Origin of the sequence: Bradyrhizobium guangxiense, from assembly GCF_004114915.1 — a bacterium.
Classification (GTDB): domain Bacteria; phylum Pseudomonadota; class Alphaproteobacteria; order Rhizobiales; family Xanthobacteraceae; genus Bradyrhizobium; species Bradyrhizobium guangxiense.
Map to the genome: position 1 here is coordinate 149,652 of NZ_CP022219.1, position 16,362 is coordinate 166,013.

The window sequence follows — 16,362 nt, forward strand, 5'->3', positions numbered from 1 at the left end:
ACGGAGAACAGGATAGACGAGACAGCATGGACCTGATCGCCAACCACATCTCCCATCACTTCGGCGATCTCGCCGTGCTCGACGACGTCTCCTTCACCGTTGGCGCCGGCGAGGTGGTGGCGATCGTCGGGCCGTCGGGCTGCGGCAAGAGCACGCTGCTGTCGATCCTCGGCGGCCTGTTGCAGCCGACCGCCGGCGCGCCCGAGCTGCGCGGCGCGCCGCCCGCGGACAGTCTCAATCCGCTCACCTTCGTGTTCCAGGATTTTGCGCTGCTGCCCTGGGCGACAGTCGAGGAGAACGTCGAATTCCCACTGCTGCACACTCAGCTCTCGGCGGCGCGGCGCCGCACGCTGGTCGACGACGCCCTGCGCCGCACGGGGCTGACCGATTTTCGCAAGACCTATCCCAAGCAGCTCTCCGGCGGCATGCGCCAGCGCGTCGGCATCTCGCGCGCGCTCGCGGTCAAGCCCGCCATGCTGTTGATGGACGAGCCGCTGTCGGCGCTGGATTCGCAGACCCGCGAGCTGCTGATGGAGGATTTTGTCCGCCTGCTGGCCGATGGCGGCATGGGCGCGGTCTATGTCACCCATAATCTCGAAGAGGCCGCGCGGCTCGCCGACCGCATCGTGGTGCTGTCGCGGCGTCCCGGCCGGATCCGCGAGGTCGTCGCCGTGCCGATGACGCGCGCGGCGCGCGGCGAAGCGGCGGCGCGCGAAAAGCTGCTGGCGCTGCAGAACCAGATCTGGTCGCTGATCCGCAACGAAGCCATCGATGCCGAGCGCGAGGTCCAGCATGCTTGATCGCGCGACGAGCGACGTAACCCCGAAGGATGAAGCGACGCGGCGCGTCCGCTTCCGCGGCGCCGGCTTCGTGCCCGCGAGCAGCCGCTACGGCGGCTGGATCGCGATCGCCCTCGTCATCGCGATCTGGCAGGCCGCCGGAAGCGCCGGTCTCGTCAATGCGCTGTTCCTGCCGACACCCTCGGCGATCGCCCGGGCGATCTACCAGCTCGCGGTGTCGGGCGCGCTGTGGCAGCATCTGTCCGCCTCGCTGCTGCGCATCGGCGTCGGCTGGATGCTCGGGACCGCGGCCGGCGTCGCCGTCGGCTTTGCCATTGGCCTGTCGCGGCTCGCGCGCAGCGTCGGCATCACCTTCATCTCGGCGCTGTTCCCGATCCCGAAGATCGCGCTGCTGCCGCTCCTGATCCTCTGGCTTGGCATCGGCGAAGAGCCGAAGATCGCGACCATTGCGCTCGGGGTGTTCTTCTCGACCGCGATCTCGGTGTATAGCGGCGTCGACGCGGTGCCACGCAACCTGATCCGCATGGCGCAGAGCTTCAACGTCCCCTTTGCCACCATCGTGCGCAAGGTGATCTGGCCCGGCGCGCTGCCCGCGATCCTCGCGGGCTTCCGCATCACGGCGTCCGTCGCGTTGCTCCTCGTCGTCAGCGCCGAGATGATCGGCGCCCAATACGGCATCGGCGCCTTCGTGCTCCAGGCCGGCAATCTGATGCAGACGGATCAGCTGCTCGCGGGCGTGGTGATCCTGTCGGTGTTCGGGCTCGCGGTCGGCAAGGTAATCGGCTGGCTGGAGACGAAGTTGCTGCACTGGCGGTAGCGGCAACCCCTGCAGCCGTAGCGTGGGCAAAGCGAAGCGTGCCTACGATCTCTTGATGAGCCGCGAAAGCGCGTGGGCACGGCGCGTTGCGCCTTTGCCCACCGTCACGCGTTGCCGCGATCTTCCCGGAACAGATCGAGCTTCTGCTGCACCGGACGGTCCGAGAAGCTGAACAGCACGGCATCCTCATTCGCCTCGTGCGTGACCCAGTGCCAGCTCGGCACCACGAACAGGTCGCGCGGGCCCCATTCGAACACTGCGTCGCCGATGCGGCTGCGGCCACGGCCTTCGATCGGGCAGAACACGGTGGCATCGGTCGAACGATAGCGCGCGGTCTTGAAGCCTTTGGGCAGCAGCTGGATGAAGGTGCCGATGGTTGGCATCGCGAAATCGCCGGTCTCGGGGTTGCTGAACTTCAGCTTGAGGCCGTGGCAGGCGTCCCATTCCTGGCCCGTCCTGGCTTTCTCCAGCGCTTCGCGGGTGTAGACGTAGGGATAGCTGAAGATCGGCGAGGTCTTCGAGCTCCGCTTCACGTCGACGGGCAGGAGGTTGTGGCCGTAGCGCGCAAAGCTGTCGCCGGCTGGCTTGGTGATTTTCTGCTGGTCTTCCTTCGATCCCTCCGCAAAGGAGCAGTCGAAGAACTGCACCAGCGGGATGTCGAGGCCATCCAGCCAGAACATCGGCTGATCGGTCTCGTTGGAATGATCGTGCCAGGTCATCGAGGGCGTGATGATGAAGTCGCCGGGCTCCATCGCGGTGCGTTCGCCGTCCACGGCGGTGTGGGCGCCCTTGCCTTCGAGCACGAAGCGCAGGGCTGACTGGCTGTGGCGATGTGCCGGCGCGACGTCACCGGGCACCACCATCTGCACGCCGGCATAGAGCGAGGTCGTGATCTTGGACTGGCCGCGCAGGCCGGGGTTCTCCAGCCCCAGCCCCCGCCGCTCGGCCTCCTTGGCGGTGATGAGCTTGCCGGCTTCCGTCATGTAGTCGCGGATGACGTCAAATTTCCATAAGTGCGGCCGGCAGGCGCTTTTCGGCTCCGGCGTGATCAGGTCGCTCATCACCGTCCACAGCGCGGTGAGGTTTTCGCCGTCGATCTTTTTGTAGAACGCTTCGCGTTCCGGCGTCTTGGTCACGGCTTCCATGGCGCGGCTCCCGTTCGTTTCTAATTTGACAGTATACTGCCAATATGGCTAGCGTCAACGTGACGGGTAAACTACAAGACGGTCATTCCGGGGCACGCGAAGCGTGAACCCGGAACCTCGAGATTCCGGGTTCGATGCTGCGCATCGCCCCGGAATGACAAGGAATAGGGAGCCTCCGATGAAGCTGCACGGCTATTTCCGCTCCAGCGCCGCCTATCGGGTGCGGATCGCGCTGAACCTGAAGGGCCTCAAGGCCGCGCATCTGCCGCATCATTTGCGCAAGGGCGAGCAATGTGCGCCCGCTTATCTCGCCATCAACCCGCAAGGCCTCGTGCCAGCGCTGGAGAACGATACCGGAGCGGTGCTGACGCAATCGGTCGCGATCATCGAATGGCTCGATGAGACGCACCCCAATCCGCCGCTGCTGCCGAAGGACCCGTTGCAGCGCGCCAAGGTGCGGGCGTTTGCGCTGGCGATCGCCTGCGACACCCATCCGGTGCAGAACCTGAAAGTGCTGGCGCGGCTGCGCGAGCTCGGCCTGCCCGAGGACAAGGTCCAGGATTGGGCCGCCTGGGTCAACCGCGAAGGACTGTCGGCCTGCGAGACGCTGATCAAGGACGAGCCGGGTCCGTTCTGCTTCGGCGACGCGCCGACGCTGGCCGATCTCTGCCTCGTGCCGCAGCTCGCCAATGCGCGCCGCTTCGGTGTCGACGTCTCCGCCTATCCGCGCCTGCTGAAGGCGGACGCCGCCGCCAGGGCGCTGCCGGCCTTCGCCGATGCCGCACCGGAGAAGCAGCCCGATGCCGAGTAAGCCGCCCCCTCCGATCACGATCGACGCGGTCTATGCCGCGCCGGGCTATCTGTTCCGGCGCATGCAGCAGATTGCGGTCGCGATCTTCATGGAGGAGTGCAAGGCGTTCGACCTGACCCCGGTACAATATGCAGCCCTGATCGCCATCCACACCCATCCCGGCATCGACGCCACGCGGCTGTCGGCGGTGATCGCGTTTGACCGCTCCACGCTCGGCAGCGTGATCGAGCGGCTGCAGGCCAAGGCCTATATCGAGCGCAAGCCCGCGCCCGAGGACAAGCGGATCAAGCTGCTCCATTTGACCAAGGCAGGCACTGCGATCCTGCGCGAGATCATCCCGGCCGTCGACCGCGCCCAGGAGCGGATGCTGCAGCCGCTGAAGCCCGCCGATCGCAGGACGCTGATGGGGCTGTTGTCGCAGCTCGTCGATCTCAACAACGAGGCCTCGCGCGTGCCGCTGCGGGCCGAGGATGCGCTGGAGCATCTGGGCAAGGGCGGGTGAGGGGTGTGAGGCGATGGTCGCGCTCCACACACTGCCGTCGTCCCGGACAAGCGTAGCGCAGATCCGGGACCCATACTCCGCAGTAATTTGGCGAGAACAGGCAATGACAAGCTCGCACAACAACTCCTGCTGCGGCGTATGGGTCCCCGCCCCCGTGCGCAATTGCGCACTAGGCGGGGACGACACCGAGAGTGTAGCTAAGCCCTCGCCTCACATCCTGAGCAACGCCTGCCGGTCGATCTTGCCCGTCCCCGTCTTCGGCAACTCGTCGATGAAGATGACCTCGCGCGGATATTTGTAGGGAAGCAGCCTGCCCTTGACGTAGTCCTGCAATCGCCGCGTCGCGTCACGCTGGTCGGCGGTGCGGTTGTTCATCACCACCACCGCCTTCAGCGTCATGCGCCGGTCCGGCAGTTCGGCGGCGAACACCGCACATTCGCGAATGTCAGGATGGTCGGCGAGGCAGAGCTCGACCTCTAGCGGATAGACCCACTGCCCGGAGATCTTGATGAGATCATCGGCGCGGCCGCGGAAGAAGTGGAAGCCGTCGGCATCCCTCACGAAGCGGTCGCCGGTGTAGATCCACCCCTCGTCGCGGATCGTCTCGGCGGATTTGTCCGGCCGGTTCCAGTACAGTGGCGTGTTGGAATCGCCGCGTACCCACAAGATGCCTTCCTCGCCGTCGCCGACGTCGCGGCCGTCCTTGTCGCGCAGCGCGACCTCGTAGCCGGGCACGCGCAGGCCGGCGGCGCCGAGCTTCTTCTGCTCGGGCCTGTTGGACAAATAGATGTGCAGCACCTCGGTCGAGCCGAGGCCCTCGACGATCTCGAGGCCGGTCAGCGTCTTCCAGCCGTTGAAGACCTCCGCCGACAGCACTTCGGCTGCGGAGAGCGCCATGCGCAGCGACGAGAAATCAATCTTGTCCGCACCCTCGGCCTTGGTCAGCGCCGTGTAGAGCGTGGGCAGGCCGAAGAACAGCGTCGGCCTGTAGCGCTCGATCGCCGAAAAGATCGCGGCGGGCTTCGGCTGGCCCGGCAGCAGCAGCGTCGCAGCTCCCGCCGAGAATGGGAAGGTGACGGAATTGCCAAAGCCATAGGCGAAGAAGATCTTCGGCACCGAGAAGCAGATGTCGTCCGGCGTCAGCTTCAGGATGTTCTGCGCGAAGGCGTGATCGCTATAGGCCATGTCGTGCTGGAGATGCACAATGCCCTTGGGACGTCCTGTCGAGCCGGACGAATACATCCAGAACGCCATCTCGTTGCGATGCGTGTCCGCTTCCGCCAGCTGCGTGGGGAATTGCGCCAGCCAGCTCTCCGCCGCGAGCGCCCGCGGCGCGCCGTGATCGCCCGCCGCGCCATTGACGACGATCAGCGTGCGCAGGCCAGTATCCTTGCAGGCCTCCGCATTGAAGCGCGCGCAGAATTCGGCGTCCGCCACCGCAACGCTCGCGCCGGAATCGACGAGATAGAATTGCAGGAGGTCCGGCGGCGTCAGCGTGTTGATCAGAAGCGGCACGAAGCCGGCGCGCACCGCGCCGAAGAACGCGGCCGGGTAGGCCGGTGTGTCGTCGAGAAACAGCAGCACGCGATCGCCGCGCTGCAGGCCGAGTGAGGCGAAGCCATTGCCCCAGCGGCAGGCCTCCGCGCAGAGCGCCGCATAGGTGCGCGTGCCCGCCGGACCGATCAGCGCGAGCTTGTCTCCGCGACCCTTGCCGAGGTTGTCGAACAGCACGCGGCTGGCGTTGTAGATGTCGGGAACGGCGAAGCCGATCTCGCGTGCCCCCTTGCTGCCGGCGGGCACCTGGTCGCGAATCTCGTTGCTCATGCCGTGGCCTCGTCGCTTGCATCTCCGCCGTTGTCTCCACCGTTCTTGGCGGCCTCGTACCGGGCCATGAAGGCCGGCGACATGTGGCGCAGGCGAGCATCGTCGATGCGGCCGGAGCGGGTGATGTAGCTGTAGGCGAAGTCCATCAGGTCGAGCTTCATGTGCTCGGCAAAGTGCTCGTACCAGAACGCCGAGGTGCGCGCGGCATTGACGAGCTTCTGCACCACCGGTTTTCGCGCGGCCTGGTAGCGATGCAGGGCGGTCGCAAGATGCGCATCGGATTCCAGCGCCTTGACCAGCGCGATGGCGTCCTCGATGGCCAGCCGCGTGCCCGAGCCGATCGAGAAATGCGCCGAATGCAGTGCGTCGCCGAGCAGCACCATGTTCTTGAACGACCAGTGCTCGTTCCAGACCCAGGGGAAATTGCGCCAGACCGATTTGTTGGAGACCAGCGAGCGGCCGCCTAGCGTGTCGGCGAACACCTCCTCGCAGACGCCCTTGGACTGCTCGACGTCCTTGTAGGCGAAGCCATAGGCCTGCCACGTCGCGTGGTCGCATTCGACCAGGAAGGTGCTCATGGTCGGCGAGTAGCGGTAGTGATGGGCGTTGAAGGCGCCGCGGTCGGTCTTCACGAAGGTCTGCGACAGCGTGTCGAAGCGCTTCGAGGTGCCGTACCAGACGAACTTGTTGGAGGAGTAGGACAGCGAGGTGCCGAAATCGCCCTCGAACGCGCGGCGCACCAGCGAGTTGAGCCCGTCGGCGGCGACGATCAAATCGTGGCCGTTGAGCTGGTCGATGGCGTTAATTGGCGTGTCGAAGCGCGGCGTGACGCCGACGTCGATTGCGCGCTGCTGCAGCAATCTCAGCAGCTCCAGCCGCCCGATCGAGGAGAAGCCGACGCCGTCGATGGCGACGCTGTCGCCGTGAAGGTTCAGCGTGATGTTCTCCCAGCTTTCCATATGCGGCGCGATCGCGTCGACCGTCTCGGGATCGTCGGCGCGCAGGAATTCCAGCGCCTGGTCGGAGAACACGACGCCAAAGCCCCAGGTCGCGTCGGCCGGGTTCTGTTCGAACAGGTCGACCTGATCCTCGGGGTGACGCTTCTTCCAGAGATAGGCGAAGTAGAGCCCTCCGGGCCCTCCGCCAATCACGGCGATCCGCAACGTCTGCCTCCCTAATTGACAGTATACTTACTATCTAGGGGTAGACTAATGTGCTCCGGCGCCCGGCGCCAGCAGAATTATCGGCCAAGCGCAGGCGCACCGAAACTCATCTCGGACCCGCGTTTTGCGCGCGTCCGAACCCGTCAGGCCCGAACCATAGCCAAACCGCGCCGGCTTGGCTATTCGCGCGTCAGACGCAGCGCTTCACATAGACCCCGTTCACCAGCACCCTGGTGCAGCGGACGACCGGAACCGGCTTGCGAACCACGACGGCCGCATTCGGCCCGGCGCAGCCGGCGCGATAGACCCCGCGCGCGCACACCACCGCATTGGCATCGGTGGCCGCGAACGTCATGGTCGCTCCAAAGGCGAGGAGCGCAGCAGCAACGAGCAGCAATGAACGCATGTTGTCCTCCCGGTCTTGTCGTGATCGAAATCGATATCTGCAAGGGATTTGTCGTCGCTGGCGCGCGAAAATTCATTCGCACGCCGCCAAACGTCGATGCGCAAAGCTATCGCGCGGCGAATGGGGCGAGCACGTCCTTGCAGGCCGGCGACAGCGAGGCGGCGTTGCTGGAGATGCATTGGATGATGCGGCCGCCGCCGGGCGCGACGCTGGCGCACAGCGTGCGGATGTCCGCGCCGCAGGCGGAGCGGACGATGAACAGCTCTTCGCGCGGCCGCAGCGGACGCAGCACGATCACGGCCGGCGCGGTTGCCGGTGCTGCCGCCGCCGCAGGAGCGGCCCCCGCAGCAGGCGCTGCGGCTGCGGCGCCGCCGGTTGCGGCACCTACGGCCTTCTCGCAGGCGGGCGAGACCTTGGCCTTGTTCTTCTCCAGGCATTCGAGCGCGGGGGCGCCGCCCGGCGGCACGCTGGCGCAGACCTTGGGATAGTCGCCGCGGCATGCGCTCTTGATCGCTGCAAGTTGCGCGCTGCTCGGCTGCTTGGGCGCCGCGGCCTTCGGCGCCGGTGCGGCGGCCGGCTTCGCAGCGGGAGCGGATTCAGCCTTCGGCGCGGCAGGTGCCGGCGCCGGCTCCGCTTTGGGCGCAGCTTCGGTCTTCGGAGCGGCGGGGGCCGCTTCGGTCTTCGGCTCGAGCGCGCGAACCGCAGCCTGGCACCTCGACGACAGGCTCGACATGTTCTTGGCGAGGCATTGAAACGCTTCCGTGCCGCCGGGCGTCACGCTCGAGCAGTGCGCCATGAAGTCCGAGCGGCACGCGGACCGGACGGCGCTCTTTTGGGCTTCGGTCGGCGCTTGCGCGAAGGCACTTGCTGCAGTTGCGAAGAGCGTTGCGGCGAGCAACGCGCTGCGCGCTGAGACGTGTTTCAACGTGTTGAACATCTGAATGAATTCCTGCCCTGTCGGTAACGCCGACGCATTATTAAAAGTGATGCAAATAATCGCCGCGAGCGGCAGCTCGCGGAGCGGCATCTTTGGCCGCTTCCGTGTCTGCCGCAAGTCAATATTGCCGGCGCAATTTTGACGTAACTTAGAGCATGATCCGGAAAAGTGTGCAGCGGTTTTCCGAAAAGAGCATGCTCAAATAAAAACGCCGTCAGAGCCTCACCATGCGCTTGCCGCGGTTCTCGCCGGCGAGCAATCCGATCAGCGCCTTCGGCGTGTTGGCGAGGCCGTCGATGATGTCTTCCTGCACCTTCAGCCTGCCGGATTTGACCCAGGCCTGGAGATCGGCGAGCGCGCGCTGGCTCTCCTTCATGTAGTCCATCACGATGAAGCCTTGCATGACGAGCCGCTTCACCACGATCAGGCCGGGCACACCGCGCGGGCCGTGCGCAGCAGGCGCGCTATCATACTGCGAGATCGCGCCGCAGCAGGCGACGCGGCCGTAATTGTTCATCTGCGGCAGGCAGGCTTCGAGAATGTCGCCGCCGACATTGTCGAAATAGACGTCGATGCCATCAGGTGCGGCTGCGCGCAGCGCCTTGAACAGCGCGCCGTCCTTGTAGTCCACCGCGGCATCGAAGCCGAGCTCGGAGGTCAGCCAGTTGCACTTGTCCGCGCCGCCGGCGATGCCGACCACGCGGCATCCCTTGATCTTGGCGATCTGTCCGACGATCGAGCCGACCGAGCCTGCGGCGGCGGAAACCACGACGGTCTCGCCTTCCCTGGGCTTGCCGATCTCGAGCAGGCCGAAATAGGCGGTGAGGCCGGCGATGCCGAACACGCTGAGCAGATGCGTCATCGGCTCCAGCTTCGGCATCTTGGTGAGATGCTTCGCCGGCACCGCCGCATATTCCTGCCAGCCGGTGTCGCCGAACACGATGTCGCCGGCAACGAGTTCAGGCGCCTTCGAGCTGACGACCTCGGCGATGGCGCCGCCGGCCATCACACTGTTGGCCTCCACGGCGGAGCGATAGGTCGCGCCGTGCATCCAGGCGCGGTTGGCGGCATCGAGCGAAATGTAGCGCACGCGCAGCAGGGCCTCGCCATCTTTCGGTTCCGGCATGGCGCCGTCCACCATCTTGAAATGCTCGGGGCCGAGCTTGCCGCTGGGCTTCTCGACCAGCAGGATTTGGCGATTGATGCTGCCGCTCATGGCGTTTCCCTCTTTGATTATCTTGACGATTATTGATGCAGCCGCCGCAAACAAAACGTGCAAGCCGCATGTGTGTTGTGCGCTGCATGAAGGCTAGATCGCGGCGTTCCGTTTCACAAGGGAACATCCGGTCAACGCGATCACACGCAAAGCGTGTTGCGTCGCTGTGATATCTGCGACATCATGAAGCGCCGGTGTACGTGGGGGTCAACGATGTCGAACAGGTTCACGCAATACATTCTGGCGGCGATGGTGCTTGGCATCGTCTTGGGGTCGGCGATCTACAACTTCCTGCCCGACACGCGCGCCGAGTGGGCCTCTGCCATCAACCTGATCGCCATGATGTTCCTGCGTCTGATCAAGATGATCATCGCGCCCCTAGTGTTCGCGACCCTGGTCGGCGGCATTGCCCATATGGGCTCCGGCGCCAAGCTCGGCCGCATCTTCGCCAAGACCATGGGCTGGTTCGTCAGCGCGTCCTTCGTCTCGCTGCTGCTCGGCCTGATCATGGTCAATCTGCTGCAGCCCGGCGCCAACTTCCCGGGCACACTGCCTGCAGCGGGGCAATCGACCGGCCTGCCGGTCTCGGCCTTCTCGATCGAGAAATTCCTGACCCATCTGATTCCGACCTCGATCGCGGATGCGATGGCGCAGAACGAGATCCTGCAGATCGTGATCTTCGCCGTGTTCTTCTCGGTGGCGATGGGCGCGATGCCGGAGCGCTCAAAGCCGATCCTGGCGCTGATCGACGACATCGGTCACATCATGCTGAAGGTGACCAGCTACGTGATGCTGTTCGCGCCGCTCGCGGTATGGGCCGCGATCACCGCCACGGTCGCCAAGAACGGCCTCGCCGTGCTCTGGAAGCTCGTCGTCTTCATGGGCGGCTTCTATCTCTCGCTGATGATCCTGTGGGCCATCCTGGTTATCGTCGGCTTCATCGTGATCGGGCCGCGCTACAGCCATCTCCTGAAGCTGATCCGCGAGCCCCTGATGATCGCGTTCTCCACCGCCAGCTCGGAGGCGGCCTATCCGAAGACGCTGGAGGGGCTGAACCGCTTCGGCGCCTCGTCGCGAATCTCGAGCTTCGTGCTGCCGCTCGGCTATTCCTTCAACCTCGACGGCACAATGATGTACTGCACCTTCGCGAGCATCTTCATCGCGCAGAGCTATCACATCGACATGCCGCTCGGCACCCAGCTCGCGATGCTGGCGACGCTGATGATCACTTCCAAGGGCGTCGCCGGCGTGCCGCGTGCCTCCCTCGTCGTGATCGCATCGACCTTGGCGCAGTTCAACATCCCCGAGGCGGGCCTGTTGATGATCATGGGCATCGACACCTTCCTAGACATGGGCCGCAGCGCCACCAACGTGATCGGCAACACGCTGGCGACCTCGGTCGTGGCCAAATGGGAAGGCGAGCTCGGGCCCGAGCATGCGCTCGGACCAGCCGACGTCGTGCCCGACGACATGGTGCCGGGCGAGGTACCCGCAATGGCCGGCCATGGGTAGGAGTGAACCATGGGTCAGACCCCAGCGAGGTCGCTGACCTCGGGCCGCCTGTGGTTCGCGGCCTCGTTGCTCGCGACGTCTTTGTTCGCGACCTCGTTGTTCGCGACCTCGGCGCTCGCGCAGGCCGGCGAAGGGCTCAGCCCGACGCTGTCCGCCATCAAGAAGGCCCACGCCGTGCGGCTCGGCTATCGCGAAAGCTCGCCGCCATTCTCCTTCCTCGATCAGTCGGGCCGTCCGATCGGCTACAGCCTCGAGCTCTGCGAGGCCATCGTCGAGGAGATCGGCGTCGAGGTCGACGATCCCGATCTCAAGATCGACTACATCAAGGTCACCTCGGACGACCGCATCGACGCCGTGCTCCAGAACAAGATCGACCTGGAATGCGGCTCGACCACCGCCAATGCCGAGCGCGGCAAGCGCGTCGCCTTCTCGCCGCTGATGTTCGTCGCCGGCACCAAGCTGATGGTGCCGAAGGGAGCGGCAATTTCCGGTGTCGCGGACCTGAAGGGCCGGACCGTCGTGGTGACCAAGGGCACGACGAACGAGCAGGCGATGCACGCCGTCGACAAGAAGCTCTCGCTCGGCCTCAACATCGTGACCGCGCCGGATCACGAGCAGTCGTTCCGGATGGTGAACGATGGCAAGGCCGATGCATTCGCAACCGACGACATCCTGCTCTATGGCCTGATCGCGCGCCACAAGGCGCAGGAATATTTTCGTGTGGTCGGGGACTATCTGTCCTATGACCCCTACGGCATTATGTTCCGCAAGGGCGAGCCTCAGCTCTCCGCCGTGGTCGAGCGCGCCTTCCGCAAGCTCGGCTCCAACCGCGATCTCGTCCCGCTCTACAACAAATGGTTCACCGCACGCCTTCCCACCGGCGAACGCATGAACGTGCCGATCTCGCTGCAGCTGGAAGAGGCGTTCAAGGCGATGGATGATTCGGCGAGCGCAAGTAACTAGCACCGTGCCTGGCGCATCTTAGCTCGTGGCGCTTCTTGACGCGCCTAGAGCAGGAACAGAAGACGAGCGGACGTTCACCAGCGCTCCACCGTGGCTTCTCATCTGCCAGGCGAAATCGGGTCTGACCACGGCTCTCCCATTGCACGCCGTGCAGGCTAGCTGGCTCTCGAGATCGGACAGCCGGACTTCATCTGGCCAGAGGTCTGCGTTGAGGGCGGTCCAGTGGCCACAGCCACAATCCGCGCAGTCGATGATGATGCCACGGACGCCGGACGCGCGCATCTCGCCGAGCGTGATCTTGGTGTTGCGCCTGCCGATCGGGGTGCTCTCCTTGCGCACGGCTGAACTCCGGGCTTGCTGCGCTCGTCTCGTCGTCATGACCGCCTCTGCGCCGCGAAATCGGGGATCGCGCTGCGGCTCGTCTGTGTCGGCGACGAGATGCCCAGCGGCATTGTCTGCAAGCGTCTGGGGGCAGAAGTCATTTCCGAGCCCTGGTTCATGTAGAGCTGTCCCGCGACCAAGGTCATGGCGGCGCACGCCAGAACGAACATCGCCAGAGCCAGTTGTTGCGCTTCATTCATCTGATTGCCTGATAGAGTTCGAGACGAGGAAGAGACCTACGTCCACTGCCGACCATGGCTGCGTGGCGGGCACGACCAATCGCGGGGGCTGAGCTTGCGTCGCCTGATTATCGAAGAGATTGCATCTCATCGTGTCACGATCATTCATTCCGAAAGCGGCGCTACGGTGCCGGCGCGAGTCGATGGATCCACCCACCTCGCCGCCTAGCGGCCGAAGCCGACCCGAGCGGGCAAATTGCTAACCGAGAGATTTGTCTTGCGAGACGGCTTGCGTCCGCTTCGGCCTTCGAACGACGACCACGCCGCAGTCAGTGGCGCTCCTTCGTCCCATACGCATGCTCTTCCAAGCATCCGCTTGCCGTGCAAGCCTGACGGCCCAAGCCTCCTCGACAGCCTGTCTCACATGGGGCGGCAAATTCTGCTGCATCACTCGACCTCCTTGCCTGTACCGGCACCGCATTTGTATTTGCGAAGGGAGGAGAACGAGTTTGATGCGGCTCAAGCTTCGGCCGAAACCTTCCTCCGTCAGACTACTTAGGGGACTCGCCCTAAGATACGACGCGAGCTGGCCACGCCGGTGACCCTGTTTAACAATGCGTTAATCGAACAGAGTTCGGAGAGCCCGATGAATCACTCGATTTATAGCGCCGACCGTGCAACCCACTCCAAGATCGTCATCGTCGCATTGTTGGTCGCCGCGGCAATCAGTGGCTTCGCCGTTTCTCTTCACTTCGACGAGAGAGCCACCTCCGTCGAGAGGGTGGCCGTATCCAAGCCCGGAAGACCAGTGGCTATGAGTGGCACGACCATCGTCGCTGCCCGCTGACTCGGAGAATCCTCAATGCCAAAGAACAGAATTGAGACCAGGGTTGTCGCCGAGCCGTTCGATCCGGCGCTTTGGTCGGTCGCAGCCGTCCTCAGCGCGGCGGTTGTCTATCTTGCCTGCCTGATCTAGGGGGCGAAGGCCGCAGCGTAGCCTGGCGGAATCGTAGGGCCCTCGTCGACGTATTTCACGGCTGTTTGCGCTGGCGCAATCGGCGCAATCAAGGTTCATTCTAGCATTTTTCTTGCCTAGCGGCTTCTCTCTGACCCAATCCAGTAGCTAGGTGACGAGGCTCGGTATTCCGGGCCTCGTTCTATTTTGGACGACCGGATCTGCTCTCGACGCGCTCACGCACGATCTCGGCGGCTCGCGCCAGCACGGCATCGTAGTCATCGGGAGTAAGGTGGCCGATCAGCTCCTTGATGCCGTCGTGAGCCTGGATCTCGAACTCGGAGCCCGCAATCTGTGTCGCGAAATTTTCAAGTTGTTCCGGAGTGATCCTCATACCCTCAATCTCTTGCCGGTCCTCTGTGGAAGCTCTGAATGTCATTTGGCCACATCCATCATGTCGCGGCCGCCCAGGAATTGCGCTGGATCAACCGGCAATGCACGCGCAATGGAATATTGTGAAGTTGCTGCGTTGGAGGGAACTACGGGGCCGGCAATTGCGACCTTGGCGGTTCAGCTCGCCTCTTCGAAAATCCGATTCAGTGCCGCGTCATAGGTCGCCTGCACCAGCTCCGGATGCAGCTTGCCCAGCGCCTCCATCATCACGCCGGAATTGATCTCGAGCACTTTCCATGCGCCATCCGCGCGAACCACATCGATCGAGGCGAAGATGATGCCGATGGCGCGCGCGGCCTCGATCGCGAGCTGCACGCAGGCCGCGCGGACATCGCCGCCCTCCAGCAGCACCGGCTTTGCGCCGGCATCGAGATTGTGCCGCCAATCCGAGCCACGCTGCTTGCTGTAGACGACGCGCGGCGCGTCATCGAGCAGCACCACGCGGACCTCGTCCTCGATCGCGACATAGGGCGAGATCACGAGCCCGGCGCTCATCGCAAAGACCTCGCCAGCGGCGTGGTCGAGTTGCGCTTCCGTCGTCACCTTGAACACCGAGCGCCCCGATGTTCCCTCGTTCGGCTTGACCACCACGCCTTGCGGATTGTCGCGCAGCAGGTCCAGCATCGCCTCACGCCAGGTCGCGCCGACCACGTTCCTGCCGAGCTTCGGGTTAAGGAAGAGGTGATGGAGAACACAGGGCACGCCTGCAAGCGTCAGCGCCTCGGCGGTTGCCGATTTGTCGTTGGCGAGGCGGTGCGCGATGGCGCTGTTGAGGCCCACGTCGTAGCCGAAAGCGAAATGGCGCATCTCGCCCCGGCGCATCGCGATCAGCCAGCCGCCGGCGCGGACATCGACCGTGATGCCGTGGTCCGCGCAATAGCGCCGGATTGCCTGAACGAAGATTCGCTCGTCGCTTGCCAAGTCGTCCTGTCTTTCGTCGTTCCGTCGCCGAAAGCCGTAAAAATCCGGTCAGCGGCGCCAATCCCGTGCGGTAATCAGAGCTATTCTTAATGAAATTCTCGCGAGCGCGATGGAAATTAAGTGCTGCATTCGAGCTCCGGAGGGAAAAGAAATTGCCCTTCCTGCAGGCCAGGCAGCAGATTCATTAATGATGTGACCAGTTCTGCCGCAAATGCCGGTTTGACCAGCATCAATTGCATCCGGAACGAGGTTGATTATTGGTCTCAATGGCGTAGATCACACACGCGAAATCCTCCGCCATGGCAATGGTGTCCGCCCCGCTTTCAGGGGCCGGGCAGCGCTTTTGCCCTAAAACCGCAATTATTCGGAATATCGAAAATCATGAGCGCGTTTTACCGAGAGAAGGTTCTTTCCGTTCAGCACTGGACCGACACGCTGTTCAGCTTTCGCGCCACGCGCGATACCGGCTTCCGCTTCCAGAACGGCCAGTTCGCCATGATCGGCCTCGAGGTCGACGGCCGTCCGCTGCTGCGCGCCTACAGCATGGCGAGCGCCAACCACGAGGAAGAGCTCGAGTTCTTCTCGATCAAGGTTCAGGACGGCCCGCTGACCTCGCGTCTGCAGAAGATCAAGGAAGGCGACACCATCCTGGTCGGCCGCAAGGCGACCGGCACGCTGATCACCGACAATCTGCTTCCCGGCAAGCGGCTGATGCTGCTCTCGACCGGGACGGGCCTCGCGCCGTTCGCGAGCCTGATCAAGGACCCCGAGGTCTATGACCAGTTCGAGTCGATCGTGCTGGTGCATGGCTGCCGTCAGGTCTCCGAGCTCGCTTACGGCGAGAAGCTCGTCGCGAGCCTGCGCGAGGACGAGCTGTTCGGCGAATTGCTCGCCGATAAGCTGGTGTACTATCCGACCGTGACCCGCGAGCCGTTCAAGAACCGCGGCCGCATCACCGACCTCATCAACTCCGAGCAGATCTTCAACGACATCGGACAGGGCCCGCTCGACATCGCAACCGACCGCATCATGATGTGCGGCAGCCCGGCGATGCTGGAAGAGCTGAAGGTGATGTTCGAGAGCCGCGACTTCATCGAAGGTTCCGGCAACAAGCCCGGCCATTTCGTGATCGAGAAGGCGTTCGTCGAGCGCTAAGCGCCGCCATCTCGCTTTCGCGGGATGGCTTCGCCTCACTCGTCCCGGACAAGCGCGCCTCAAGCGCGCGCCGATCCGGGACCCAGACCCGCAGGGAGTAGTTTTGCGAAGGCTGGTAACCACCAGCTTCGCCCAACATCCCTTCCCGTGGATACGGATCCCGGGTCTGCGCTGGCGCTTGCCCGGGACGACAGCCGAATATGTGGAGGTGCCTGCGCGTTC

At 64.1% G+C, this 16,362-nt stretch carries 17 protein-coding genes; 8 read left to right on the top strand and 9 right to left on the bottom strand.

The window, feature by feature from the left end:
* The first annotated feature begins 26 nt into the window (after window positions 1–26).
* Complete coding sequence (locus tag X268_RS00700; RefSeq protein ID WP_128923146.1) at window positions 27–800, top strand: ABC transporter ATP-binding protein; 774 nt, start codon at window positions 27–29, stop codon at window positions 798–800.
* Window positions 793–1,617: an ABC transporter permease gene (locus X268_RS00705; RefSeq protein ID WP_164937453.1), complete on the top strand. Its 825-nt coding sequence runs from the start codon at window positions 793–795 to the stop codon at window positions 1,615–1,617. Before X268_RS00700 ends, X268_RS00705 begins: the two co-directional genes overlap by 8 nt.
* A gap of 104 nt (window positions 1,618–1,721) precedes the next feature.
* On the opposite strand, the gene gtdA is transcribed toward X268_RS00705, so the two are convergent.
* The gene (gtdA, locus tag X268_RS00710) at window positions 1,722–2,762 is read right to left on the bottom strand and encodes a gentisate 1,2-dioxygenase (protein WP_128923148.1); all 1,041 of its coding nucleotides are present in this window, start codon (window positions 2,760–2,762) and stop codon (window positions 1,722–1,724) included.
* Between the two features lie 178 nt (window positions 2,763–2,940).
* Here gtdA and maiA point away from each other — a divergent pair, with 178 nt between their 5' ends.
* Both maiA and X268_RS00720 read left to right on the top strand, forming a co-directional pair.
* The gene (gene maiA / locus X268_RS00715) at window positions 2,941–3,573 is read left to right on the top strand and encodes a maleylacetoacetate isomerase (RefSeq protein ID WP_128923149.1); all 633 of its coding nucleotides are present in this window, start codon (window positions 2,941–2,943) and stop codon (window positions 3,571–3,573) included.
* Window positions 3,563–4,075 (top strand): MarR family winged helix-turn-helix transcriptional regulator, encoded by a 513-nt coding sequence (locus X268_RS00720; RefSeq protein ID WP_164937454.1) that lies wholly within the window; start codon window positions 3,563–3,565, stop codon window positions 4,073–4,075. The genes maiA and X268_RS00720 overlap by 11 nt, the downstream gene beginning before the upstream one ends.
* A gap of 210 nt (window positions 4,076–4,285) precedes the next feature.
* Here X268_RS00720 and X268_RS00725 read toward each other — a convergent pair whose 3' ends face one another.
* The 5 genes from X268_RS00725 to X268_RS00745 all read right to left on the bottom strand — a co-directional run bounded on the left by X268_RS00725 (window position 4,286) and on the right by X268_RS00745 (window position 9,621).
* A complete protein-coding gene (locus tag X268_RS00725) occupies window positions 4,286–5,899 on the bottom strand; it encodes a benzoate-CoA ligase family protein (protein WP_128923151.1) in 1,614 nt (537 codons plus the stop codon).
* The gene (locus X268_RS00730; RefSeq protein WP_164937455.1) at window positions 5,896–7,062 is read right to left on the bottom strand and encodes an FAD-dependent monooxygenase; all 1,167 of its coding nucleotides are present in this window, start codon (window positions 7,060–7,062) and stop codon (window positions 5,896–5,898) included. The genes X268_RS00725 and X268_RS00730 overlap by 4 nt, the downstream gene beginning before the upstream one ends.
* Before the next feature lie 190 nt (window positions 7,063–7,252).
* On the bottom strand, window positions 7,253–7,468 hold the full coding sequence (locus X268_RS00735) for a hypothetical protein (RefSeq protein WP_128923152.1): 216 nt from the start codon (window positions 7,466–7,468) through the stop codon (window positions 7,253–7,255).
* A gap of 106 nt (window positions 7,469–7,574) precedes the next feature.
* The gene (locus X268_RS00740; RefSeq protein ID WP_128923153.1) at window positions 7,575–8,405 is read right to left on the bottom strand and encodes a hypothetical protein; all 831 of its coding nucleotides are present in this window, start codon (window positions 8,403–8,405) and stop codon (window positions 7,575–7,577) included.
* A gap of 214 nt (window positions 8,406–8,619) precedes the next feature.
* Complete coding sequence (locus X268_RS00745; RefSeq protein ID WP_128923154.1) at window positions 8,620–9,621, bottom strand: NADP-dependent oxidoreductase; 1,002 nt, start codon at window positions 9,619–9,621, stop codon at window positions 8,620–8,622.
* 213 nt (window positions 9,622–9,834) lie between these two features.
* Between X268_RS00745 and X268_RS00750 the strand changes: the two genes are divergently transcribed.
* Together X268_RS00750 and X268_RS00755 are read left to right on the top strand one after the other, a co-directional pair.
* Complete coding sequence (locus X268_RS00750) at window positions 9,835–11,133, top strand: dicarboxylate/amino acid:cation symporter (protein ID WP_128923155.1); 1,299 nt, start codon at window positions 9,835–9,837, stop codon at window positions 11,131–11,133.
* Window positions 11,134–11,142: 9 nt separating this feature from the next.
* Window positions 11,143–12,096, top strand: a complete 954-nt coding sequence (locus tag X268_RS00755; RefSeq protein ID WP_128923156.1) for an amino acid ABC transporter substrate-binding protein — start codon at window positions 11,143–11,145, stop codon at window positions 12,094–12,096.
* Between the two features lie 374 nt (window positions 12,097–12,470).
* Here the strand turns inward: X268_RS00755 and X268_RS00765 are convergent, their stop codons facing one another.
* On the bottom strand, window positions 12,471–12,677 hold the full coding sequence (locus X268_RS00765; RefSeq protein WP_128923157.1) for a hypothetical protein: 207 nt from the start codon (window positions 12,675–12,677) through the stop codon (window positions 12,471–12,473).
* 625 nt (window positions 12,678–13,302) lie between these two features.
* Between X268_RS00765 and X268_RS00770 the strand changes: the two genes are divergently transcribed.
* Window positions 13,303–13,503 carry a hypothetical protein gene (locus X268_RS00770; RefSeq protein ID WP_128923158.1) on the top strand — a complete coding sequence of 67 codons (201 nt, stop codon included), beginning with the start codon at window positions 13,303–13,305 and terminating at the stop codon, window positions 13,501–13,503.
* Window positions 13,504–13,813: 310 nt separating this feature from the next.
* Here X268_RS00770 and X268_RS00775 read toward each other — a convergent pair whose 3' ends face one another.
* Together X268_RS00775 and X268_RS00780 are read right to left on the bottom strand one after the other, a co-directional pair.
* Entirely contained in the window at window positions 13,814–14,050 is a 237-nt protein-coding gene (locus tag X268_RS00775) for a hypothetical protein (protein ID WP_128923159.1), read from the bottom strand.
* Window positions 14,051–14,181: 131 nt separating this feature from the next.
* Window positions 14,182–14,985, bottom strand: coding sequence for an ATP-grasp domain-containing protein (locus X268_RS00780; protein WP_128923160.1), 804 nt, complete (start codon window positions 14,983–14,985; stop codon window positions 14,182–14,184).
* Window positions 14,986–15,366: 381 nt separating this feature from the next.
* On the opposite strand from X268_RS00780, the gene X268_RS00785 reads away from it, so the two are divergent.
* Window positions 15,367–16,140 (top strand): ferredoxin--NADP reductase, encoded by a 774-nt coding sequence (locus tag X268_RS00785; RefSeq protein ID WP_128923161.1) that lies wholly within the window; start codon window positions 15,367–15,369, stop codon window positions 16,138–16,140.
* The last annotated feature ends 222 nt before the right edge of the window (window positions 16,141–16,362 follow it).